The organism is Nonomuraea ceibae (genome assembly GCF_019396325.1).
GTDB lineage: Bacteria > Actinomycetota > Actinomycetes > Streptosporangiales > Streptosporangiaceae > Nonomuraea > Nonomuraea ceibae.
Window position 1 is genome coordinate 1 of the sequence record NZ_JAHKRO010000142.1, and the last position, 21,532, is coordinate 21,532.

Annotated in this window: 22 protein-coding genes and 1 pseudogene; 9 read left to right on the forward strand and 14 right to left on the reverse strand. The window is 71.6% G+C overall.

Annotated features, from left to right (window positions below; translation table 11 throughout):
- Positions 1–369: 369 nt before the first annotated feature.
- The gene (locus KME80_RS44125) at positions 370–732 is read left to right on the forward strand and encodes a hypothetical protein (protein ID WP_219517648.1); all 363 of its coding nucleotides are present in this window, start codon (positions 370–372) and stop codon (positions 730–732) included.
- An 84-nt stretch (positions 733–816) separates the two neighbouring features.
- On the opposite strand, the gene KME80_RS44130 is transcribed toward KME80_RS44125, so the two are convergent.
- Complete coding sequence (locus tag KME80_RS44130; RefSeq protein WP_219517649.1) at positions 817–1,275, reverse strand: MarR family winged helix-turn-helix transcriptional regulator; 459 nt, start codon at positions 1,273–1,275, stop codon at positions 817–819.
- Positions 1,276–1,338: 63 nt separating this feature from the next.
- Here KME80_RS44130 and KME80_RS44135 point away from each other — a divergent pair, with 63 nt between their 5' ends.
- Positions 1,339–1,884 (forward strand): hypothetical protein, encoded by a 546-nt coding sequence (locus tag KME80_RS44135; RefSeq protein WP_219517650.1) that lies wholly within the window; start codon positions 1,339–1,341, stop codon positions 1,882–1,884.
- A 48-nt stretch (positions 1,885–1,932) separates the two neighbouring features.
- Here the strand turns inward: KME80_RS44135 and KME80_RS44140 are convergent, their stop codons facing one another.
- The 9 genes from KME80_RS44140 to KME80_RS44180 all read right to left on the reverse strand — a co-directional run bounded on the left by KME80_RS44140 (position 1,933) and on the right by KME80_RS44180 (position 10,859).
- Positions 1,933–2,718, reverse strand: coding sequence for a Cof-type HAD-IIB family hydrolase (locus KME80_RS44140; RefSeq protein WP_219517651.1), 786 nt, complete (start codon positions 2,716–2,718; stop codon positions 1,933–1,935).
- Positions 2,715–3,518, reverse strand: a complete 804-nt coding sequence (locus tag KME80_RS44145) for an inositol monophosphatase family protein (RefSeq protein ID WP_219517652.1) — start codon at positions 3,516–3,518, stop codon at positions 2,715–2,717. Before KME80_RS44145 ends, KME80_RS44140 begins: the two co-directional genes overlap by 4 nt.
- Positions 3,509–4,273: an HAD family hydrolase gene (locus KME80_RS44150; protein WP_219517653.1), complete on the reverse strand. Its 765-nt coding sequence runs from the start codon at positions 4,271–4,273 to the stop codon at positions 3,509–3,511. The genes KME80_RS44145 and KME80_RS44150 overlap by 10 nt, the downstream gene beginning before the upstream one ends.
- Positions 4,270–5,367, reverse strand: coding sequence for an ABC transporter ATP-binding protein (locus KME80_RS44155; RefSeq protein WP_219517654.1), 1,098 nt, complete (start codon positions 5,365–5,367; stop codon positions 4,270–4,272). Before KME80_RS44155 ends, KME80_RS44150 begins: the two co-directional genes overlap by 4 nt.
- The gene (locus KME80_RS44160) at positions 5,368–7,209 is read right to left on the reverse strand and encodes an ABC transporter permease (RefSeq protein WP_219517655.1); all 1,842 of its coding nucleotides are present in this window, start codon (positions 7,207–7,209) and stop codon (positions 5,368–5,370) included.
- 26 nt (positions 7,210–7,235) lie between these two features.
- A complete protein-coding gene (locus tag KME80_RS44165) occupies positions 7,236–7,892 on the reverse strand; it encodes a DUF47 domain-containing protein (protein ID WP_219517656.1) in 657 nt (218 codons plus the stop codon).
- The gene (locus tag KME80_RS44170) at positions 7,889–8,866 is read right to left on the reverse strand and encodes an inorganic phosphate transporter (RefSeq protein WP_219517658.1); all 978 of its coding nucleotides are present in this window, start codon (positions 8,864–8,866) and stop codon (positions 7,889–7,891) included. The genes KME80_RS44165 and KME80_RS44170 overlap by 4 nt, the downstream gene beginning before the upstream one ends.
- A gap of 106 nt (positions 8,867–8,972) precedes the next feature.
- Positions 8,973–9,854, reverse strand: coding sequence for a Cgl0159 family (beta/alpha)8-fold protein (locus KME80_RS44175; protein WP_219517660.1), 882 nt, complete (start codon positions 9,852–9,854; stop codon positions 8,973–8,975).
- Positions 9,855–9,887: 33 nt separating this feature from the next.
- Positions 9,888–10,859, reverse strand: a complete 972-nt coding sequence (locus KME80_RS44180; RefSeq protein ID WP_219517661.1) for a Gfo/Idh/MocA family protein — start codon at positions 10,857–10,859, stop codon at positions 9,888–9,890.
- Between the two features lie 215 nt (positions 10,860–11,074).
- On the opposite strand from KME80_RS44180, the gene KME80_RS44185 reads away from it, so the two are divergent.
- The gene (locus tag KME80_RS44185) at positions 11,075–12,241 is read left to right on the forward strand and encodes an ABC transporter substrate-binding protein (RefSeq protein ID WP_219517662.1); all 1,167 of its coding nucleotides are present in this window, start codon (positions 11,075–11,077) and stop codon (positions 12,239–12,241) included.
- Between the two features lie 73 nt (positions 12,242–12,314).
- Positions 12,315–13,589, forward strand: coding sequence for a phytase (locus KME80_RS44190; RefSeq protein ID WP_219517663.1), 1,275 nt, complete (start codon positions 12,315–12,317; stop codon positions 13,587–13,589).
- Positions 13,590–13,648: 59 nt separating this feature from the next.
- Here KME80_RS44190 and KME80_RS44195 read toward each other — a convergent pair whose 3' ends face one another.
- The 3 genes from KME80_RS44195 to KME80_RS53035 form a co-directional block, all read right to left on the reverse strand.
- Positions 13,649–14,194: a hypothetical protein gene (locus KME80_RS44195; RefSeq protein WP_219517664.1), complete on the reverse strand. Its 546-nt coding sequence runs from the start codon at positions 14,192–14,194 to the stop codon at positions 13,649–13,651.
- 415 nt (positions 14,195–14,609) lie between these two features.
- Positions 14,610–15,296, reverse strand: a complete 687-nt coding sequence (locus KME80_RS44200) for a response regulator (RefSeq protein ID WP_219517665.1) — start codon at positions 15,294–15,296, stop codon at positions 14,610–14,612.
- Positions 15,293–16,468 (reverse strand): sensor histidine kinase, encoded by a 1,176-nt coding sequence (locus tag KME80_RS53035; protein ID WP_219517666.1) that lies wholly within the window; start codon positions 16,466–16,468, stop codon positions 15,293–15,295. Before KME80_RS53035 ends, KME80_RS44200 begins: the two co-directional genes overlap by 4 nt.
- A gap of 170 nt (positions 16,469–16,638) precedes the next feature.
- Here KME80_RS53035 and KME80_RS44210 point away from each other — a divergent pair, with 170 nt between their 5' ends.
- Positions 16,639–17,526 (forward strand): CPBP family intramembrane glutamic endopeptidase, encoded by an 888-nt coding sequence (locus tag KME80_RS44210; RefSeq protein WP_219517667.1) that lies wholly within the window; start codon positions 16,639–16,641, stop codon positions 17,524–17,526.
- 62 nt (positions 17,527–17,588) lie between these two features.
- Here the strand turns inward: KME80_RS44210 and KME80_RS44215 are convergent, their stop codons facing one another.
- On the reverse strand, positions 17,589–18,263 hold the full coding sequence (locus KME80_RS44215) for a TetR/AcrR family transcriptional regulator (RefSeq protein ID WP_219517668.1): 675 nt from the start codon (positions 18,261–18,263) through the stop codon (positions 17,589–17,591).
- A 45-nt stretch (positions 18,264–18,308) separates the two neighbouring features.
- Between KME80_RS44215 and KME80_RS44220 the strand changes: the two genes are divergently transcribed.
- From KME80_RS44220 to KME80_RS44235, 4 genes and pseudogenes are all read left to right on the forward strand, one after another.
- A complete protein-coding gene (locus KME80_RS44220) occupies positions 18,309–19,319 on the forward strand; it encodes a saccharopine dehydrogenase family protein (RefSeq protein WP_219517670.1) in 1,011 nt (336 codons plus the stop codon).
- Positions 19,320–19,430: 111 nt separating this feature from the next.
- On the forward strand, positions 19,431–20,249 hold the full coding sequence (locus tag KME80_RS44225; protein ID WP_219517672.1) for a GNAT family N-acetyltransferase: 819 nt from the start codon (positions 19,431–19,433) through the stop codon (positions 20,247–20,249).
- A gap of 186 nt (positions 20,250–20,435) precedes the next feature.
- Positions 20,436–21,110 (forward strand): hypothetical protein, encoded by a 675-nt coding sequence (locus KME80_RS44230; RefSeq protein ID WP_219517675.1) that lies wholly within the window; start codon positions 20,436–20,438, stop codon positions 21,108–21,110.
- A 79-nt stretch (positions 21,111–21,189) separates the two neighbouring features.
- A pseudogene (locus tag KME80_RS44235) lies at positions 21,190–21,532 on the forward strand (hypothetical protein); the annotation flags it as partial.

The following is a 21,532-nucleotide window of genomic DNA, read 5'->3' on the forward strand; positions in this document are numbered from 1 at the left end:
TCACCCGCGCTCCGGAAACAGCCCGGTTCCCGCAACCCCTGCGCGCGCTGACCCGTCTCACCGCCCGCAGCACGGCCTTGTCTCGGCAAGGGGCACGCATTCTCCGCTACCGGTTCTGAGCGCGTGCCCCATCTCCCCGGCGGTGGCAGCGGTCGTTGCACGGCGTAGAGACAGCCGAACCCGCCGCGCAACGGAAAGGGCCTGGTTAGTCGAAGAAGGTACGGGCGAAGCCCGTTCGCTTGTGGTGGGCGGTGGATTTGCAACCGCCCGACGCCTTTACATTGTAGATTTCTAATGGGAGCATTGGGTCGCATGTATCCCCCTCCGAGACCGACCATGCCCGTCCCGGTACTGGTGGCATTGGTCATCATGGGCCTGGAGCTGGTGGTGGCGGCCATCATGACCGCCATCCTCCTGCTGCCGCTCGCGATCGTCGGAAGCGTCCCGGTGCTTGCGTACTATGTCCTGGGTCTGATCGTGGCCCTCGGCATTGTCGCGTTCAACATGCGAAAGCCTCGGCCCTGGGTTCGATGGGCGGGCGCGGCGGTCCAGGCCGGGCTCGCGGCCTTTTACGTGCTGCGGTTGATCGTCGATCCGACTCTCGGATCAGTCGGCGGTCTCGGCCTGACCGTGGCAGCCGTGGTTCTCCTGCTGGTTCCCTCTTCCGCCGCCTGGTTCGGCGGCTCGGCGCGGCCGGCCCGGTGGCTCCCTCCCGGGCCGGGACGAACCTGAGGGCACGTCACGGCAACACCCCGGACGACCGGCATGGCGCTTGAATCGGGGGCGCGACTCGGTTTGATGGGCGAGAACACTCCCCTACCCGGTGCCGGTCTCCGCCGCTGCCTCTTCGCTCGACAGGAGGCGGTCGATGAGGGCCTTGAGCGTCTTGGCGTCGTCCGGGCCGAGCCGGTCCAGCAGGTGGCATCGGGTGGCCGTTTCCAGCGTCGGCAGCGTCATGTCGATCACGCGCCTGCCTGCCGGGCACAGCGTGACCTCCACCCCGTTCGGAACCTTGTCGCGGGCCACGTAGCCGCGGTCGGCCATCCGGGTCAGCAGGTGCGACAGCCGCGTCCGATCCCAGCCGAGGGTGGCGGCGAGGGCGTTCTGCCGCAGACTCCCGCCGGACTCGTGCAGGCAGACCAGGACGCCCAGTTCCGGCTCGGAGACTCCGGACGCCGCCGTGGTTTCGGCGATGACGGCGGCGCGGACCAGCTCATGGGCGCGCTTCCACCGCAGCCACAGCTCGGTCGCCTCGCCCGGGCCAAGTGTTGACATATCAACAGTCTACTTCCTAGTGTTCGTCCCGACCACATACTTCGATGTGCAAGGACTTCCCTGATGCTCGATCCTCGGCGGCACTACGCCAGCCTGCGCCTCGTGGCGCTACTCCCCCTCGTGCTGTTCCTCCCAGCCGTGATCGCCTTCTTCACCGACCCGGACGTCGCGTGGGGAGAATACCTGGGCGTCTTCTTCCACCTCTCGATCCTCTTTCTGGTCTCGCGCCTGGAGGCGGCGCCCTGGGCCAAAGCCGCAGGCTACGGCTGGGTGGCGCTCGACGTGCTCGCCGGCATCCTCATGATCAACGGGGTCGAGTACGACACGGCCTGGGCGGTCCGGCTCGGTGGCCACGTCCTCGCCGGGGTCTGGATCGTGGCGAGTTCCGTGGTCAGCCGGTCCTGGCCGGTCCGGGTGGTCGGCGTCGTCACCGGCGTCTGGCTCGCCGGCTACTCCTTCGTCGGCACCGTTCTCGCCGAGGAGTTCCTGCGCCCGGCCGGGATCATGATCCTGGTCTGGTTCGGCCTCCTGGCGATCTTCCACCGCGACGAGCCCACGCCCCTGGCGGCACCGACCGGCCCCGCACCGGCCGGCCCCGCACCGGCCTGACGCGCGGCACGCCCACAGTCCGGCGAGCGTGCCGTCGATGTGTCACCCTCACGACCAGCCGTTGCGTTGGAAGGCCAGCTCCACGAGCTGCGCCACCGCGCCGTCCGCGCACGGACGGACGACCACGTCGGCGGCGGAGCGGACGGCGGGGTGTCCGTCACCCACCGCCGCGCCGATCCCGGCAAGCTCGATCATGTCGAGGTCGTTCGGGTTGTCGCCGACGGCGGCGATCTCCGCCGGCGCCACGCCCCGCTCCTCGGCCAGCTCACGCAGGGCCAGGCCCTTGCTCACCCCCTGCGGAAGGATCTCCAGGTACGTGTCCTCGGACAGCACGGCGGTCGTGCCCGCGACACGCACGCGGGGCAACTGGTCGCCGATCAGCATGCACTTGGTGACCTCGTCGGCCGGCAGCGCCGTCCAGGAGCCGGGGTCGGCCAGCTCGATGCGGTCGCGCCGGGCGTAGTCCCGCAGTTCGGGCACGTCGTCCACGGCGTAGGCCCGGCCGCCGGAGAACACCACGGGGTACGCCCCCGGGGTCACGTCGTCGAAGCTGTCGATCAGCGCCTTCCACGCGGCGGCCGGCAGGCAGCGTGAGCGCACCACCGTGCCGGTGGCCAGGTCGACGGTGCGGGCGCCGTTGTAGAGGATGGCCGGGCCGTCGAGAGCGAGCTCTTGGTAGTACGGAAGGGCCGAGCGTTCCATGCGTCCGGTGGCGATGACGACCTGCCCGCCCGCCGCGCGGAAGCGGCGCAGGGCGTCGCGGCTCGCGGGCACCATGGCCAGGTCGCGGCCGACCAGGGTGCCGTCGAGGTCGGTGACGATCCAGCGGATCACGGCTGCCTCCCCGCTGCGGCGACCTCGGCCATGACGGAGCCGTCGAGGTCGAAGCCGCCGACGCAGGCCAGGTAGCCGCCCGGGGTGAAGACGCTGCCCGACAGGGGCAGGTAGGTGCCGCCCGCCTGCCGTACCAGAAGGGAGCCGGCGGCGACGTCCCAGGCGTTGACGTGCGTGCCGTAGGCGACGTCGGACCAGCCCGCGGCGACGTGCGCGAGCTTGAGCGCGGCGCTGCCGGGGCGGCGGGTGCTGGCGAAGGCGTTGACCATGCGGGCGAAGCGATGCAGCGCCTCCTCCCCCTCCTCGGCCAGGTCGCGCGGGGTCGGGTAGCTGGACAGCAGGACGGCCTCCCGGTCGGTGCGCGCCCCGGCGCTGCGGATCGGCTCGCCGTTGCACTCCGCGCCGCCCAGCCAGGCGGTGAACTCGTCGTCTCGGACCGGGTCGTACACGACGCCCGCCACCACCTCGCCGTCCACGACCGCGCCGATCGAGGTGCAGAAGAACGGGAGGCCGGCGGCGAAGTTGGCGGTGCCGTCGATCGGGTCGACGTACCAGCTGATCGCTCCTGATCCCCGGGTGCCGCCCTCCTCGCCCACCACGACGCTGTCCGGGCAGCGACGGGCCAGCACCTCGCGGATCTCCTCCTCGGCCGCCTTGTCGTGCTCGGTCACGGGGTCGTGGAAGTCGCGTTTGGTCGCCACCTCCGGGCTGGACCGGAATGCCGTGCGCAGGCGGTCGCCGACGGCCCTGGCGGCCTCCGCCGCGATGGCGGCCAGAGCGCGTGAGGTGGTCAGGTCCATGTGTTCTCCAGCAGTCTCAGCAGGCCGATGGGGTCGTCGACGGTGGCGTGCGGGGTCTGCCGCACCTGGTAGGGGATCTTCTCCGTGCTGCGCGACCGCATCAGCACCGTCGCACCGGCTCCGGCACGGACGCCGCAGACGACGTCACGGTCGTGGTTGTCCCCGACGTACCAGACCCGTCCGGGCGCCACGCCCAGGGCCCGGCAGGCGATGTGGATCAGCTCGGGGTTCGGCTTGCGCACCCCGGCTTCGTCGCTGTAGACCTGCACGGCGAGCTGCCCCGCCAGGCCCTCGCGGGCCAGGAAGTCCCGGTGCACCAGGCCGCACAGGGCGTTGCTCACCACGGCCGGTCGCACGCCGCGCTCCCAGCAGGCGGCCAGGAGCTCCTTGACGCCGGGGCGGAGCATGCGCTCGCGGCGTCGTTCGCCCATCAGGCGGCACAGCGGGCTCGCCTCCACGGTCACCAGTTCGCGGGCCTGCTCCGGCCAGTCGGTCGCGACGAACTCCGCCCAGAAGCGGCGATGCGTCATCTCCGCCGGGGCGTACTGCCGGGAAGTGGAGTCCTTCCAGCAGGAGTCGGCACGGGCGCCCGCGCGGATGTCGGTCTCGATCTCGGCGGCGCTCAACCCGCCGAACCCGGCGCGCTCCAGCATCGCGTGCACCTCGGCGGCCAGCTCGGCGGCCCACGCCGGGCGTTTGACGGTCTCGGCCACCACGCCGCCGAAGTCGAGCAGCAGGGCCTCGGGCACGATCATGCGCGGGCCTCCGCCGTGTCCCGGTCCTGGATGCGCAGGCCGTCGGCGCCGAACAGGTGGAGCTGATCGGTCCAGCAGGTGACGGTGTCGCCGGGCGCCGCCTCGACGGGGCTGTGGGTGACGGCGAACAGCTCGGTGTCCAGGACGCGCAGCCGTACCGTCCAGGAGGCGCCGGCCGGGAGCACGGCCTCGACGGTGGCGGGTTCGGACCAGGCGCCGGGAGGCGGCGTGCCGAGGCGCAGCGCCTCCGGGCGGATGCCGAACGCGGCCGGGCCGCCGGCCCCATGCCTCTCGCGGCTGTGCGCCAGCAAGGAGCGCCCCAGCCCGGCCGGCGCCGGGCCGACGTCGACGAGGGCCATCGCCGGGCTGCCGACGAACTCGGCGACGAACCGGTTGGCCGGGCGGGCGTACATCTCCATGGGGGGCGCGAGCTGCTGGAGCTCGCCCTGGTTCATGACCGCCACGTGGGTGGCCATGGTCAGCGCCTCCAGCTGGTCGTGGGTGACGAAGACGATCGTCGCCCCCGACTCCTCATGGATGCGCTTGAGCTCGGCGCGCATCTCCAGCCGCAGCCGGGCGTCGAGGTTGGACAGCGGCTCGTCGAGCAGCAGCACCGCCGGGTCGACGGCGAGCATGCGGGCCAGCGCGACCCGCTGCTGCTGGCCGCCGGAAAGCTGCGAGGGGTAGCGGTCCATCGCGTCGGAGACGTGCACCATCTCCAGCGCCGCCTCGGCGCGGGAGCGGCGTTCCGGCGCGGGCACCTTGCGCATGCGCAGCCCGAACTCCACGTTCGCGCGTACCGACAGGTGCGGCCACAGGGCGTAACTCTGGAAGACCAGTCCCATCCCGCGTTTCTCCGGCGGGACGTACAGGCCCTTCTCCACGGAGTCGAGGACGCGGTCGCCGACCGTGATGGAGCCGGTCGTCGGCTGTTCCAGTCCGGCGATCATGCGCAGGGTGGTGGTCTTGCCGCACCCTGACGGGCCCAGCAGGCACATGAAGGCGCCGTCCGGGACGACGAGGTCGAGGTTCTTGACCGCGTGGTCGCCGCCGCCGTAGCGCTTGGCGATTCCGCTCAGGACGATGGTGGGCATCTATCCTCCCAGGCCGGAGGCGAGACTGCTCTTGGTCAGCCTCTGGGTCAGGTACGTCATGGTGAAGGAGACGAGCGCGATCACGAGCACGACCGCGTTGGCGAGCTGGGTGTAGCCGTAGTCGACCAGGCCGATCGACAGCGTGGTGAGAAGTTCCGTGCCGGTCGTGGTCAGCATGATCACGATGCTCAGTTCCTTGAGCCCGGAGATGAACGGGAGCACGATCCCGGTGACCAGCGCCCCCTTCTGGATGGGGAAGACGATCCGCCGCATGCGTTGCCACCAGGAGGCGCCGGCGATCTGGGCTGCCTCTTCCGGTTCGCGGCCGAGTTGCGTCATCGCCGCGATGCCGGAGCGGGAGCTGTAGGGCAGATGCGTCACCGCCATGACGAGGATGAGCAGGAACGTGGTCCCGTACAGGGCGGGCACCGGGCCGCGGGCGACCGCGAACAGCGACAGCGACGCGGCCGCGAACGCGATGCCGGGGATGAGGTAGGGCAGGAACGAGACCTGCCGCAGGAACGCGGCGACGCGGGGCGCCGAGCCGCGCACCACCACGTACCCGATGAGCAGCCCGGCGACAGCGCAGATCAGCGAGGCGATGCCGACGATGCGCAGCGAGTTCCAGGCCGCGGTCCACAGTTCGGCGCCGCGGAAGACGCCGTGCGGGAACCCGACCGCCCCGGGCAGGCTCTCGGCGAACCAGTAGCTCAGGGTGAAGGTCGACAGGTCCATCGGGGTCCGGGTGAGCGACGACAGGAGCAGCGTCAGGATCGGCACCAGGACGCTCGCCACGAAGACGACCCCGCCCAGCGCGAAGGCGGGCCAGCGCCATCCGCGCAGATCGCTCAGCCGGTCCATGGCGCCCTTGCCGCCCACGGTGACGAACCGGCGGTGCTCGCGCAACAGCCGTGCGTCGGTGAGGACGATCAGTACGCCGATGAGCACGATGACGGCGGTCAGCACGGAGGCGACCCCGGTGCTGCGGTCACGGATCGACTGGTACAGGCCGGTGGAGAGCACCCGGTAGTCGGCCGGCAGTCCCAGCACGTACGGCGTGCCGAACGTGCCGAGCACCCGCCCGACGACCAGCAGCACGGCCGACGACAGCGCGGGCAGCATCAGCGGGGCGACGATCCTGCGGATGACCACCCGGCGGGGCGCGCCCAGGATGCGGGCCGAGTCCTCCAGTTGCGCGTCGATGCGCCGCAGCGCGTTGCCGACCAGCAGGAAGACGAAGGGGTAGTAGTGCAGGCCGAGCGTGATGACGATCGGCAGCGGCCCGTAGGCGAGCCAGTCGGGCGTCGCGATCCCCTGGGCCTGCAGCACGCCGGCCTGCCCGCCGGCCCGGTCGTTCTTGAACAGGGTGAGCCAGGCGAGCGAGAAGGTCCACGAGGGCAGCATGTACGGGACCACGAGCGCCCCGGCCAGCCACGTGCGTCCCGGCACGTTGGTACGGGTCACCATCCAGGCCATGCCGCCGCCCACGACCAGCGCGAACACGACCGTGCCCAGCGAGATGACCAGCGTGTTGAGCAGCGGCTCCCAGAACAGCAGGTCGCTCACCTGCGAGCGGAACACCCGCCACAGGTAGTAGCCGGTCCACTCGCCGGGTTGCTGCCCCGCGTGCGCCTGGTCGCCGTACTGGAGCCGGAAGGCGTCCGACAGCACCGCGACGAGAGGGGCGACGACCATGTACGCCAGCACGACGACGAGGATGAAGCCGAGCGCGGCGGTCGGGTCGTGGCGCAGGACGCGCAGGCGGTAGAGCATCCTGCGCCGTCTCGGAGGCCGTGGTGGGGGCGTCGATGGTGGCGGCTTCGGCTCGGTGAGAACAGCCATGATGGATTCCTTCGGGGGGTCGTGCCTCAATGGCTTCGTTTGAGCATCGCGTCGGCCAGGGCGTCGGCCGCCTCCCCGAGACGCTGGCCGACGGCGTCGAGGCGGGAGAGCAGTTCGCGGCGGCGCAGGGTGTCCATGTCCAGGGGCATGGTGAACAGCTCGCCGAGCCTGCATTGGCGTAGCTGCCGCATGCGCGTCCTGGCCTTGCGCGTGGCCAGCACCGCGGTGGTGACCGCGCCGGGGTCGTCCACCATGTGCGTCACCGCGCGTTCGAGCTCGTCCAGGCCCTCGGCCAGCGCCTGGAGCGGCTCGGCGGCGAAGCCGAGGTCACCCGGGCCGAAGATGTCGGCCTCGCGCACGTAGTCGCGTAGCTGGTCGAGCACGTCGTCGATGCAGCGGGACAGGCGGAACAGGTCCTCCCGGTCGATGGGCGTCACCAGGACCCGGCGCAGCAGCGCGACCAGCTCGGCGCGCGCCGCGTCGCCTTGGTGCTCGACCTCGGCCATCCGGGCGCGGGCCAGCGGCCGGTCGGACCCGGCGGCCACCTCGCCCGCCAGCCGTGCACCCGCCCGGGCGGCGGCGATCTGCGCCTGGACCAGCTTGATCACGCGCCCGCCCGATCCGCCGCTCAGCTCGTCCCAGACCCGCGCGAGCCCGCGCCGCCCGCGTCCCGGCCGGCTCACAGCCACCTCACCGCCAGCCCGGCCAGGCAGCCCAGGGCCATCGACGACGGCAGCGTGACCGCCCAGGCCACCCCCATGGTCGCCACGCCGCGCCACCGCACCCTCTTGCCTCCCTCGCTGGCGGCCGCGCCGACGACGCCGGCCGTGACGGACTGGGTCATGCTCACCGGCGCGCCGAGGACCGAGCTGCCCAGTACGGCCCCGGCCGCGGCTGCCTCCGCCGACACCACGTGCAGCGGCCTGGCCAGGACGAGCCCCCGGCCCAGGCGCGCGCCCACCCGGGGCAGGCTGGTCAGCGCCCCGGCCAGGAAGACCGCCACGAGCAGCGCCATCCACGCCGGACCGACGTGAACCGGGCCGATGCCGCCGACCCCGTGCCTGCCGACCTCGACGGCCACACTGACGACGGCCAGCATCTTCTGGCCGTCGTTGACCGCGTAGGCGACGCATTGCGCTCCGTAGGCCAGCAGGTGGGCGGCCAGCACGATCCGCGGCATGCGCCCGTGACTCGGCACCCGGCGGGACACGGCGCCCATGACGTAGCCGAGCAGGACTCCCGCCAGCGGCGCCGCCACGCCGACCGCCAGCACCGTGCCGAGCCCGGACAGCGACACCGGCAGTCCTGCGCCGAACCCGGCGCCGGTGATGCCGCCGACCACCGCCAGCGTCAGGCTGGTCGGCAGGCCCCGCCCGGCCAGCACCGCGACCACGCCGACGGCGATCACCACGCCGGCGAGGAACGCCGCCGCGCCGCCGTCCGCGCCGAGCCCGGCCAGCCGCTCGGTGAAGGTGGCCGCCACCGCGACCCCGAGCAGGTACGGCACGGCGATCAGCGCGCCGGCGAGCAGCCCGACGGTGAACCAGCCGGGCGCCTTGGGGAAGCGCAGGCCGAGACCGATCAGCGCCGCCCCGTCGTTGGCGCCGGTGACCAGCACGAACAGGACCGCGGCGACGGCGAAGGCGATGGTCCACATCACCGGTACAGCCGCCGGTCGCTCGACAGCCGTACGACCGGCGCCCTCCACCCGGGATCGGCCCGCCACTCCCCCGGCCGGACGGCGCGCCCGTGCGGGACGGAGGTCATGTCTGCTCCAGCAGGCTCGCCGCCGCGTCGACGGCCGCCGCCACGTCGTCGCCTGGCGGGTAGAGCAGGGCCCGGCCGACGACCAGGCCGCGGGCCCCGGGCAGGCGCAGGGCCTTGCCCCAGGCGGCGAACGCCTCGTCGGCCGCCCGTCCGGGGTCGCCGCCCAGCAGCAGCGTCGGCAGCGTGGTTGCCGCCAGCACCCGTTCCATGTCCTCGACCACCGGGATCTTCAGCCAGGTGCGTGCCGAGGTCGTGCCGAGCGCCTGCACCACGCTGATCGCTCTCACCATCGCCGCTGCCGACAGCTCGTGCCTGACCGAACCGTCCACGTGCCTGGACCAGAAGGGCTCGATCATGGCCATGAGGCCGTGCCCCGCCAGCGCGGAGACGGCCCGCCCGCAGGACTCCAGGGTGCGGACGGTCGCCGGGTCCTCCGGGGCGATCCGGCACAGCATCTTGCCGCCGTCCAGTCCCATCGCGGCGATCGACGGAGCGTCATAGGCGGTGAACCGGTCGTCGAACTCGAAGACCGAGCCCTGCATGCCGCCCCGGTTCATCGAGCCGATGACCAGCTTGTCGTCGAGCGCGCCGAGCAGCAGCAGATCCTCGACGACGTCCGGCGTCGCCAGCAACCCGTCCACGCCGGGCCGCGCCAGCGCGGTCATCAGCCGGTCGAGCAGGTCGAGCCGGCTCTCCATCGCCATCGGCCGCTCCCCCACCCCGAGCGCGGCCCGGCCCGGGTGGTCGGCGGCCACGATCAGGAGCTGGCCGCGACCGGCCAGCACCGGCCGGCGCCGCCGCCCGGCGGCCAGCTCGCTCACGCGCTCCGGCCGCCGGGCGCGGTCCTCCCGCAGCCGGCAGAGGGCGTCCTCAAACATGCGCTTCCTCCTCGGAACGGGTGGCGGCGACCTTCACTTGGTCACCTCCGCGAGCTGGACAGGGCGTCCGTCGCGGCGTGACAGATCGGCCGCCTCCGCGAGGTGCAACGCGGCCAGCGCGTCGCGCACGGTGCAGGGGCTGTCCCGCTCGCCCCGCGCCGCGGCCAGGAAGGCCTCGATCTCGGCCGTGTAGGCGGCGGCGAACCTGCTCTGGAAGTCCGGCCACGGCTGGTCGGGATGGCCGCCGTCGTCGGCCCGATGCAGCGGCGCCCGCTCGCCCAGCCCGACGGCCCAGGTGGCCCGGGTCCCGGCCAGTTCCATCCGCACGTCGTAGCCGGCGCCGTTGTACCGGGAGCCCTGCAGGGTGACCAGCGTTCCGTCGGCCATCGTGATCAGGGCGGCGCTGGTGTCGACGTCGCCCGCCTCGGCGAAGAACGGCTCACCCCGGTTGGCGCCGGTGGCGTAGACCGTGTCGGCCTCCAGCCCGGTCACCCAGCGCAGGATGTCGAAGTCGTGGATGTGGCAGTCGCGGAAGATGCCGCCCGACCTCGGGACGTACTCGGGAGCCGGTGGGCGCGGGTCACCGGTCAGGAGATGGACCCGGTGCAGCTCCCCGAGCTCGCCGTCGAGCAGCGCCTGGCGCGCGGCGGCGAACCCGGCGTCGAAGCGCCGCTGGAACCCGATGTGGACCAGGGCCCCGCCGCGTTCGGCCGCCTCGGCCACCCGGATCGTCTCCGCCACGGTGGGCGCGGCCGGCTTCTCGCAGAACACCGGGATGCGCCGCTCGCAAGCCCTGACGAGCAGCTCCGCGTGGGTCGAGGTGGGGGTCGCGATCACCAGGGCGTCCGCGCTCCACGGGTCGCCGAGGGTGCTCCCGAGCCGACCGGCCACCTCCGCCGCGTGATCCTGGTCGGCATCGGCGACGATGAGGTCGTCGACCAGGCGGGTCAACGTTTCTGCATGAAATAACCCAATTCGCCCAAGCCCTATCAAACCGACCCGCATATCGTCTCCTTCGCCGGGAGCTTCAGTCTTAGATGAACGAGAGATGAACGTCAATGATTTGTCCTGACATTCTGACGAGATGACGTTCTTTCAAGATTGGGCATAAATATGTCTTGACAACCTATTAATTACGCGTTCATCGTGGTGCGCACTGCGGCGTCAGTCGGGGCTCTGAGCCGCGTACGGCACTGCGAGCCATGAGGAGTACCGCCATCATGCGGCCTACCAAGAAGATCGTCACCGTTGCGGCCCTGCTGTCCCTGGCCGCATGCGCACCGTCCACCGGCGGCCAGGCCGGCACCCTGAACGCGGAGGCCGAACCGCTGCCCTCAGCCTCCGTCGACGCCGCCTTCGACCTGAACGCGCTGGTCGAAGCGGCCAAGAAGGAAGGCAGCCTGCTCGTCTACGACTCCAGCGGCGACATCGAGGAGGTCGCCAAGGCCTTCACCGCCAAGTACGGCATCGCGATGGAAGGCGTGAAGTCCGACACGCCGCAGACCGCGGAGAAGATGACCCGCGAGCACGCCGCCGACAACGTCACCATCGACGCCGCCATGTACGAGGACGGCGGGGTGCTGATGGGCCAGCTCATCCCGCAGGGCATCGTGCGGACCTGGGTGCCCGCCGACCTCCAGGACCAGATCCTGCCCGAGGACCGCAACCCCCTGCGCGCCCTGTCGAAGGCCACCGTGTTCGCCTACAACACCAAGCTCTCCCCCGGCGGCTGCCCGGTCGGGAACATCTGGGACCTCACCGAGAGCGACTGGTCGGGCAAGGTCGTCATGCAGGACCCGCTCGGCAAGCCGACCGTGCTGTCGTTCCTCACCCAGCTCGACTCACACGGCAATCAGGCGCTGGAACAGGCCTACCAGGCCAAGTACGGCGAGCCGCTGAAGACCGAGGAGAAGAGCGCCGCCTACGAGTGGATCAAGCGCCTGGCGGCCAACGAGCCCGTGCTCACCGGCTCCGACGAGGACACCTCCGGCGCCGTCGGCGCGCCCGCCGCCACCGACAGGAAGATCGGCTTCATGTCGATCTCGAAGTTCCGCAACAACGAGGACAAGGGCTATACCCAGGCCACCTGCGAGGGCATGGAACCCTTCGCCGGCTTCAGCTATCCCAAGTACGTCGCCATCGCGGCCAAGTCGAAGCATCCGAACGCCGCCAAACTGTACGTGCACTTCATCATGACGGAGGAAGGCGTCAAGCACGAGATCGGCGAGGGCGGCATCTCCGGCAACAGCACCGTCAAGCCGCTGGTCGCCCCGGCCGGCCTGAGCGACTGGAAGGGGCAGCTCTTCCACACCGACCCCCGATCCCTGGTGGCCGATCTGCAGAACAGGCAGATCATGTCCGACTTCTGGCGGCTCAACCACCGCTGAAGTTATAGACCTGGGTCGTTCGCCCTGGCGACGTCTCCCCCAAGAAGAGTCCCTCACCTGCCCAAGGAGAACAATGCGTCCTGCCCGCCCCCTGTTCCTGGCAGCCCTCAGCGTCATGCTGACGGGCAGCCTGGCCGCACCCGCCTCCAGCCAGAGCATCCCCTCCATCGACCCGAAGATCGAGACGCCCGCCCTGTTCGACGACGAGGCCGGCGGCAACGCCAACGGCGACGACCCCGCCATCTGGGTCGACCCCGACGACGACGAGGACAGCGTCGTCGTCACCACCGCCAAGGAAGGCGGCCTGAACGTCTACGACCTCGACGGCGACCTGACCCAGCACATCGACGCCCCCGCCGCGCCAGGCCCGGACGACGAGAACGGCCGCTTCAACAACGTCGACATCGCCTACGGCTTCGCCGGCAAGGACCTGGCCGTCGTCTCCGACCGAGGCCGCGACCACCTGCGGTTCTACGCCGTCGATGACGGCCGCCTCACCGACGTCACCGACCCGGCCGTGCCGTTCCTGTTCAACACCACCCAGGAACAGGTCAACGACCAGGAGACCGGCTACGGCCTGACCACCTGGAAAGACGCCACCGGCGCCTACGCCCTGGTCAGCCGCCGCCACAAGACCTCCATCGGCCTGTTCAAGCTGGTGGCCACCGCCGGCGGCAAGGTCAGCTACCGGGCCGTCCGCACGCTCGACCTGCCCGCCTCCTTCACCCTGCCCAACGGCGCCACGTGGACGCCGTGCATGGAGCCCGACGAGCTCGCCCAGGTCGAGGGCATGGTCGTCGACCAGCAGCGCGACGTGCTCTACGCCGCGCAGGAGGACGTCGGCATCTGGCGCATGCGCGCCGACCTCACCGGCGCCCCGGTCCTGGTCGACAAGGTCAAGGAGTACGGCGTGCCCGGCACGTACGACCCCGAGACCGAGGAGTGCGTGCCCGGCGCCGACCCCGGCTACGGCGGCGCCCACCTGTCGGCCGACGCCGAAGGCCTGACGATCTACTACCGGGAGGACGGCAAGGGCTACCTGCTCGCCTCCAGCCAGGGCGACAACACCTTCGCCGTCTACCGGCGCGAAGGCGCCAACGCCTACCTCGGCCAGTTCCGCGTCGGCGCCGACGACGGCATCGACGGCGTGGAGCACAGTGACGGCTCCATGGTCCTCAACGTGCCGCTCGGCGACTTCGACAGCGGTCTGTTCATCGCCCACGACGGCGCCAACACCCCCGAGGTGCCCGACCGGGAGAACACCAACTTCAAGTACGCCGACTGGAACGACATCGCCGACGAGCTCGGCCTCGACGTCGACACCGACGGCTGGCACCCGCGCGACTGACGAGCCCGGAGCTTGCACGGGGCGCACGACCTCCAGGCCCGGGTCCGGCCTGGAGGTCGTCAGTCCCGGACCTTGAAGTCCCCGTGGCTCGTCTTCAGGATCGGCGCCGTGCCCTGGCAGTCGTTGATCGGCGCGTTCATGAAGCCCCACATCCAGTAGAGCCTGTCGGAACGCCCGTTGTCGTGCACGGTGAACGAGACCTTCTGGCCGGTCACGTCAGTGTTCTTGTCATTCGTGAGGTTCGCCTGACCACGGGTGATGACGCCGGTGGCGACGGCGACCTCACCGCCCACCAGCAGGCAGGTGATCTTCCCCTCGAGCTCGGCGACGACGCCACCGGTCCTGCTGTTCCCGTGGAACACCTGGAAACGCCCCTTCGTGGTGCCGGGTCCGCCACGGGCCTCGATCTGGAACTTCACCGGGTCCCCGGCCCAAGACCCGAACGCCTTGGTCAGGACGCCGCCCGCGGATCCCGACAGCCGGGGCTCGGGGGCGGCAGGCGCGGTGCCGGCGAAGGACGCGGTCGCCGTCCCGGTGATCAACGCGAGCGTGGCAGCCAGTCCGGCGATTCCACGTCGTGCCCACAGCTTCTTCGTTTCAGTCATGTAGCGGCCCCCTCGGGAGATTGCGTTCTACAACTCCGCCAGTCTGTCGCCGCGGGGGTGCCCTGAACGTCGGCGTCAGGTCTCGGCCAGATCCTCCGGAGGTCGCGATCGAGGTCATCCCCCAGACGGACCCCGATCGTGGCGAGCGGAGGTCACCGCGCTGAGCCGCAACGGTCTCCTTGGCAGTAGCCGTTGCTGAGAATCAGCTGGCCACGCTGGACCGTGAAGGCTCCGGCTTCGACGCCGACGATCACTCCCTGGCAGGTGGAACAGACGAGGGCCTGCGCAGGGGCACCCGCCCGGGTGACAGAACTGGGGGCATCGGGCACAACGCTGGTGGCAGGCGAGTCGCTCATGCGATCACTGTGCCGCACGCCACCGACAATTCCCGGGAGAGGCGGTGTGACCGGCTGGTTCAGTACGCGGTCGAGACCAGCCCCACCCGGTAGGCGAGCACGACCGCCTGGACGCGGTCACGCAGGTGCAGTTTCGCCAGGATGCGTGACACGTACGTCTTCACGGTCTCGGGGGTGATGAACAGCTTCGCGGCGATCTCCGCGTTCGACAGTCCGGCGGCGATCTGTTCGAGCACCTCCAGCTCGCGCGGGGTCAGGGCCCGTACGACCTCCTCCCGGGCCGATCCGGAGGTGTCGGCGGGGCGGAGGCGGTCGGCGAAGTGGCCGATGAGGGAGCGCGTGACGGCGGGGGCCAGCAGCGACTCGCCGCGTGCGATGGTACGCACGCCGTTGACCAGCTCCGCCGGTGGCGTGTCCTTGAGCAGGAAGCCGCTGGCTCCCGCCCTGAGCGCTTCGTACACGTACTCGTCGACGTTGAACGTGGTGACGACCAGCACCTTCGCCGGAGTGGCGCTGCCGGGGCCGGCCAGTTGCCGGGTGGCCTCGATGCCGTTCAGGACGGGCATCCGGATGTCCATCACGATGACGTCCGGGCACAGCCGTCGCGCCGCCTCGACTGCCGCCCGGCCGTCCGCGGCCTCGCCGACCACGTCGAGGTCGGGCTGGGCGGAGAAGATGGCGATGTAGCCGGCTCGTACCAGCTCCTGGTCCTCGCAGACGAGGACCTTGATCGGGGTGTCGGTCATGTCTCACTCCTGGCGGGGATGCGGGCCCGTACGCCGAACCCGCCGTCGGGCCGGTGCTCTGTGACCAGTTCGCCGTCCAGCAGGCGCAGCCGCCGGCGCAGGCCGTCCAGCCCGCGCCCGCCCGACGGCACGGCGGGCACGGCTTGCACAGTGCCGGCGGGGCCGTCATTGGTCACCTCGACGGCGAGGTGGTCGGGATGGTGGTGCAGTGTGACCGTGGTGCGGCGTCCTGGCGCGTGCTTCATCGCGTTGGTGAGCGCTTCCTGCACCACCCGGTAGGCGGCCAGCTCGACGTCCACGGCCTGTGGCCGCTGTTCGCCGTGCTCGGTCAGCTCGGCGGGCTGGCCGGACAGGCGGGCGTTCTCCACCAGGCCGGCGATCCCGGCCAGCGTCGGCGCGCGGTCCGCGCCGCCCGAGTCGCCGGTGGCTTCCAGTACGCCGAGCAGGTGGCGCAGTTCGGTCAGCGCCCGCCGCCCGCTGTCGCTGATGGCGGCGAACCCCGCCGTCGTGCCGGACGTGAACTGTGCCGCGTCCGCCTGGACGACCATGGCGGTCACGTGATGCGTGACCACGTCGTGCAGCTCGCGGGCGATGCGGGCGCGCTCCGCGGCCCTGGCCACGTCCGCGCTGAGTCGCCGGCGCTCGGCCTCGTCCGCCCGCCACCGGCGCATCGCCGCGCCGGCCGTCCAGATCACCGCCAAGGTCAGGTAGAACGCCACGAAGTCCTGGACCCGGCTGGGCGACCCCAGACCGTGCAGCACCACCGCCAGCACGGCGTAGCCGGCGGTCGACGCCGCGGCGAGTCCGCGACGGAACCGGGCCTGATGGGCTCCGGCCGCGTACACCGCCAGGTAGAGCCCGATGCTGGCGAAGGTCGGCGGATAGGCCAGCGCCTGGTGCAGGGCGAACGCGGTGCCGGTGACCGCCAGGCAGAGCGCCGGCCAGCGGCTGCGCACGGCCAGCGGTGCGGACTGCGCCAGGGTCAGCACCACGGCCGCCGCGTCGGACGGCCGCTCGGCCAGATCGCCGATCCGCGCCGCGATCGTCGACAGTGTCGGCACGAACCCCAGCAGCGTGAGCGACGCCGCGAGCGCGCTGTCCTTGGCGAGGGTGGAGCGAGTTCCCCAGAAGTCCAGCCAGGAGCGGGCAGAACGGACGACGTTCGCGAACACCGTGCAAGCTTAATGGCGCAGGCTGGTTCCGCCGTGCCTCCATCCCCCGTGAGAGCTACAGCGAATGTCCGTTCCGGTGGGATGGCAGGCCCCGTGCCGCTTCCTAGTCTCGGTGAGGTCGCGGAAATCGCCGCGGCGACTCGGTCGAGAGGAACGCGATCATGGCGTCCATGGAACACCCGGCAAGCGCTTCCCCGGAGGCCGCCCCCTCGGCGGGACGGCTCCGGTTGCGGCAGTTCCGCTTCCCTGTCCTGCTGGTGGCCATGTTCGGTGTGATGACCGCGATCGCCGGGATCAACCAGGTCGTCTCACCCGTCCCGATCCTCGCCCTGCCGGTGGGGATCGGCCTGGCCGTCGCCGCCGTGGCCTGCTACCGATGGCTGTGCCGGACCGTCGAGCTCCGCCCGGACATCGCCGAACTCCCGAAGGCGGGCAGCCGGTCCCAGCTGTGGCGCGGGACGCTGCTCGGGTTCGGCCTGTTCGCCGGGTTGATGGTGCTGATCGCGATGTTCGGGGGCTGGCAGGAGGTGTCCTGGGGCTCCGTCGGCGGGCTCGTCGGCGCCGCAGGCATGATGTCGAGCGTCGCGGTGGCCGAAGAGCTCCTGTTCCGCGGGGTTCTGTTCCGCATCATGGAGGGGCGCATCGGCACGGCCGGCGCGCTGGCCGTCTCCACGCTGCTGTTCGGCGCGCTGCACCTGGTCAACCCCAACGCCACGCTGTGGGGTGCGCTCTCGATCGCGTTGACGGGCGGCTTCCTGATGACCGCCGCCTACGTCGCCACTCGTGCGCTGTGGCTGCCGATCGGGCTGCACTTCGCGTGGAACTTCACCCAGAGCGGGATCTTCGGCGTCACGATCTCCGGGGCGGACGTGCCGTCCCACGGCCTGCTGAACGTCACGCTGTCCGGCCCCTCCGTGCTGACCGGCGGGACGTTCGGACCCGAGGCCAGCCTGCTCGCCCTGCTGCTCTGCCTGGTGCCCACCGTCCTCCTGCTGCGGCGGGCCGCGCGTAACGGCCAGATCCGGCCCCGCTCCCGCCGCACCGAGCACCCCGCCTGACCCCCCGGCTCGTACGTCCCGTCATCGCACCAGACCCAGGCCGGGTGGGCCGTGCGCGCAGTTCAGGCGTGGCCGTCCGCCGGGGTGAGCAGGCGGGTGAGCGCGTCGACGGCCCAGTCCTGCCACTGCTGGTGGGACCAGCCGCGGTGGGCGACGAGCAGGTTGTAGTTCTCCGGCGAGAGCACGGCCAGGGCGACGTCGGCGGCGGCCTCGGCGGTGAGCCCGTCGCGCAGGGTCGTCTTGCGGGCCAGGGCGTCGGTGAAGACGCGTTGCACGGTGAGGCGCTGCTGGAGGTTGGCGGCCCAGACCTCGGCCAGGTCGGGGTCGGTGGTGGCGGCGCTGCGGACCACGTCCAGCAAGGGTGCGGCGCGCAGGTAGATGTCCGCGGCTCCGGCGACCTGGCGGCGTAGCTGCCCGAGCGGGTCGGGGTCGGCGAGAGCGTCGCGCACCCACTGCCGTTCCAGGGTGGGGATGGGCTCGTCGTCGCCGGCGACGGCCAGGTCGAGGGCGGTGGTGAGGATGGCCCGCTTGGTGCCGAAGGAGTAGTAGACGGTCGGCTCGCTCACCTCGGCCTTGGCGGCGATCGCGGTGATGCTCGTGGTGGTGTAGCCCGCCGTGGTGAACAGTTCGGCGGCCGCGGTGACGATGCGGGCGCGGGTGGACCGGGCCCGTGCCGTGCGCCCGTCCTCCTTCTTCCCGGGTACGCGCCCCGATGGGGTTCGTGGTGCTTCGCTCACGACTTGACTATAGCGGCACTATGAAAACATTCTTATAGTGTGACTATGAAAACTCCGGGCTCAAGGGCGCGGCGCTCGATCCTCGTCCTGGGCGGCTACGGCGCGGTCGGCCGCGAGGCCGCGCACGCGCTTGCCGGCCACCCCGGCACGAACGTCATCGTCGCCGGACGCAACCCCGGCAAGGCCCCGCCCGTCCCCGGCACCACCGCCAGGCGCGTGGACGCCGCCGACCCGGCCGACCTGGCCAGAGCGCTGGACGGGGTCGACACCGTGCTCATGTGCGCCGAGGTCGACAACGCCCGCGTCGCCCGCGCCTGCGTGGAACGCGGCATCCACTACGTGGACGTGACCGCCTCCCACCACCTGCTCGCCGCCCTCCAGGCCCTGGACGAGCCGGCCAGGGAGCACGGCGCGACGCTCGCGATGAGCGTCGGCCTGATCCCCGGCGTCACCAACCTGCTGGCCCGCGTCTGCGCCGAACGCTCCCCCTCCACCGAGCTGCTCATCGGCGCGCTGCTCGGCTCGGGCGAGGCACACGGGCCCGCCGCACTCGCCTGGACGCTGGACGGGCTCGGCCGGCTCGACGGCTCGTGGACCATGAACTTCCCCGCGCCGTACGGCGAACGCACCGTGCACCGCTTCCCGTTCTCCGACCAGCACACCCTGCCCACCACCCTGGGCGTCCCCTCGGCCCGCACCGGACTGTGCCTGGACTCCCGCCTGGTCACCCGGTTGCTGTCGGTGGCCGGACGGCCGGCCGTCGCCCGCCTGCTCCACCGCCCCCAGGTCCGTCGGCTGCTGCTCAGCGCGCTCGGCACGGCCCACGCCGGCGGTGACGGCTTCGCCGTGACGGTGCGTTGCGGCGCGGTCCAGGCCTCCTTCAGCGGACGGCGGCAAAGTCTCGCCACCGGGCGCACCGCCGCCCTGCTCATCCGCCACCTTCCTGACCTGCCACCCGGGGCCGCCCACATCGAGCAGCTCGTGGACCCCGTACCGTTCCTGACCGAGCTGGCCACCGGCGGATTCGCCCTCGACCTCGGCGACGACCCCGCATGACCGTCGTTCAGCACGAACCCGCCCCCGGAACAGTGCGGCAGCGTGCCGACCAGGCCCCATCCCGCCGAGCCCGGACTTCATGGCGAAACCGGGGGATGTAGGTTCTCGCCTGTGAGTGATATTCGACGTCTTGGTCCGGAGGACCTGCCCCTGTGCCGGCAGCTCGAAGCCGATCGCGGCTGGGCCACCGACGAGGCCAAGTGGCGGTTGATGTTCGAGGCGGGCGAGGTCTACGCCGTCGACGCGGCGGACGGGGACGGGCTGGCCGGGTGCGTCGTGGTGAGTCCGTACGGCGATGCGCTGGCCGGCGTCGGCATGATGATCGTCGCCGGCAGGTACGGCAGGCAGGGGCTCGGCACCCGGCTGATGGAGCATGCCCTGGAGGTCGCCGGGGACCGCGTCGTGGAGCTGACCGCGACCCGCTTCGGACGCCCTGTCTACGAGCGACTGGGCTTCCGGCCGACGGGAAGCCTGACGATCACCACGGGGCCGATGCGGGAGACGGCGTCGTCGGCCGCCGTCCGCGTGGCCACACCGGACGACCACGCCGCGCTGATCGCCCTGGACGCCGAGATCACCGGGGCCGACCGGAGCAAGGCGCTGGCCGCCCTGCTGTCCATGGCCGAGCGCGTGGTCGTCACCGACGGCGGCTTCGCCGTGGCCTGGAACGCCGGCCCCCACCGTGTCATCGGCCCCGTGGTCGCGCCTTCGGAGGAGGCCGCCCGCGAGCTCATCCTGGCCGCCGCGCACGGCGCCGACCGCGACGTGCGGATCGACCTGCTGGACGCCTACCCGGGCCTGCGTCCGTGGCTCACCGGGCTGGGTCCCGTTCAAGGACCGTCGGCCCTCCCGACGATGGTCCACGGCGCCGACCGGCACCCGGGCGACCGCAGCCGATACGTCGCGCCCATCCTCATCTCGATGGGCTGACCGGACATCAGAAGGGGGCCGGTCGCGTAGAGAACAGCGAGCCGGGGTGCGCCGCTGATGGCCGTGCCAGGCGCGTACGCCGGACCGCTCGCCGCGCTTCAAGCGCCGATGCCCGGGACATTCCTCCCGGGCATCGGGGACCAGGGCCCCGGGCTGCCCGGGACCGGTTGCCGGTTGGCTGGGCGCATGATGAAGGATCCTGACGCGTTCCGGCGGGTGACCGCCGCAATCGCCCTGTTCGCCTGGCCGGTGCTGGAGTTCCTGGCCTTCCTCACCTCTCCGCCGGGGGCCGAGCACGATCCGGCCGTCTTCCGTACGAACGCGACGGCGGTCCAGGTCAGCGCCCTGCTCTACATCTGGGCGGCGCTCAGCCTCATCCCGGTCGTCCTGGCCCTGGGACACCTCCTGCGCCGGCGCGCCCCCGTGACGAGCGGGATCGCCACCGCGACCGGGCTGATCGGCGCCGGACTCGGGCTGACCTTGTTCACCACCGACTTCTACGACCTGGCCCTGGCCCAGACCCTGCCCGACGCCCAGGCCGAAGCGGTCACCCAGCAGGCCAACAACCTGCCGGGCTTCGTGTACGGGATGCTCCTGCCCGGGTTCGCGCTGCACCTCGCCCTGACCGCGCTGCTGGTGACCCTGGCCAAGGTCAAGTCCGTGCCCTGGTGGGTCCCGGCCGCCGCACTGGCCGGCACCCTCGTGCCGTTCCTGACCATGGACCAGGCGCCCGTCGTCCAGTCCACCGGCGCCCTGCTGCACCTGGCCGCCTACGGCTGGATCGGACGCCGCGTACTGCGCATGACGGACACCGAATGGCGCAGCGGCGTCCCGGGAGCGCGGCACCTCACCCTCGCGTGACAGCGAGCGACCTTTTATGACGATTCATCCATCCGAAGGCGTGCACTATGCGTCCAGCTCCAGGAGAGGCAGAGGCCGGATGGCGACGCTGCCCCCGTGGGCGACGCTCGCGCTGGGCCCGTACCTGCAGGTGATGATCGTGGCCGGGTGGACGCTCGTCTACACGTCGATGGCGTTGCGGCGGCTGGTGGACCGGATGCTGTACGGCAGGGTCGGTGACCCCGCACTGCTGGCCGAGCGGCTGACCCAGGCCATCCGGCGCGGTGATCCCGCCGAGGCGCTCACGTCCGTCGTCGCGGTGCTGAAGGACGGGCTGGCGGTGGAGGGCGTGGCCGTCGAGGTCGCCGACGGCGAGCCCCGCTACGTCGAGAACGGCCGCGTCGGCGCAGCGCCGCGGCGGGTGCCGCTGGTCTGGCACGGTG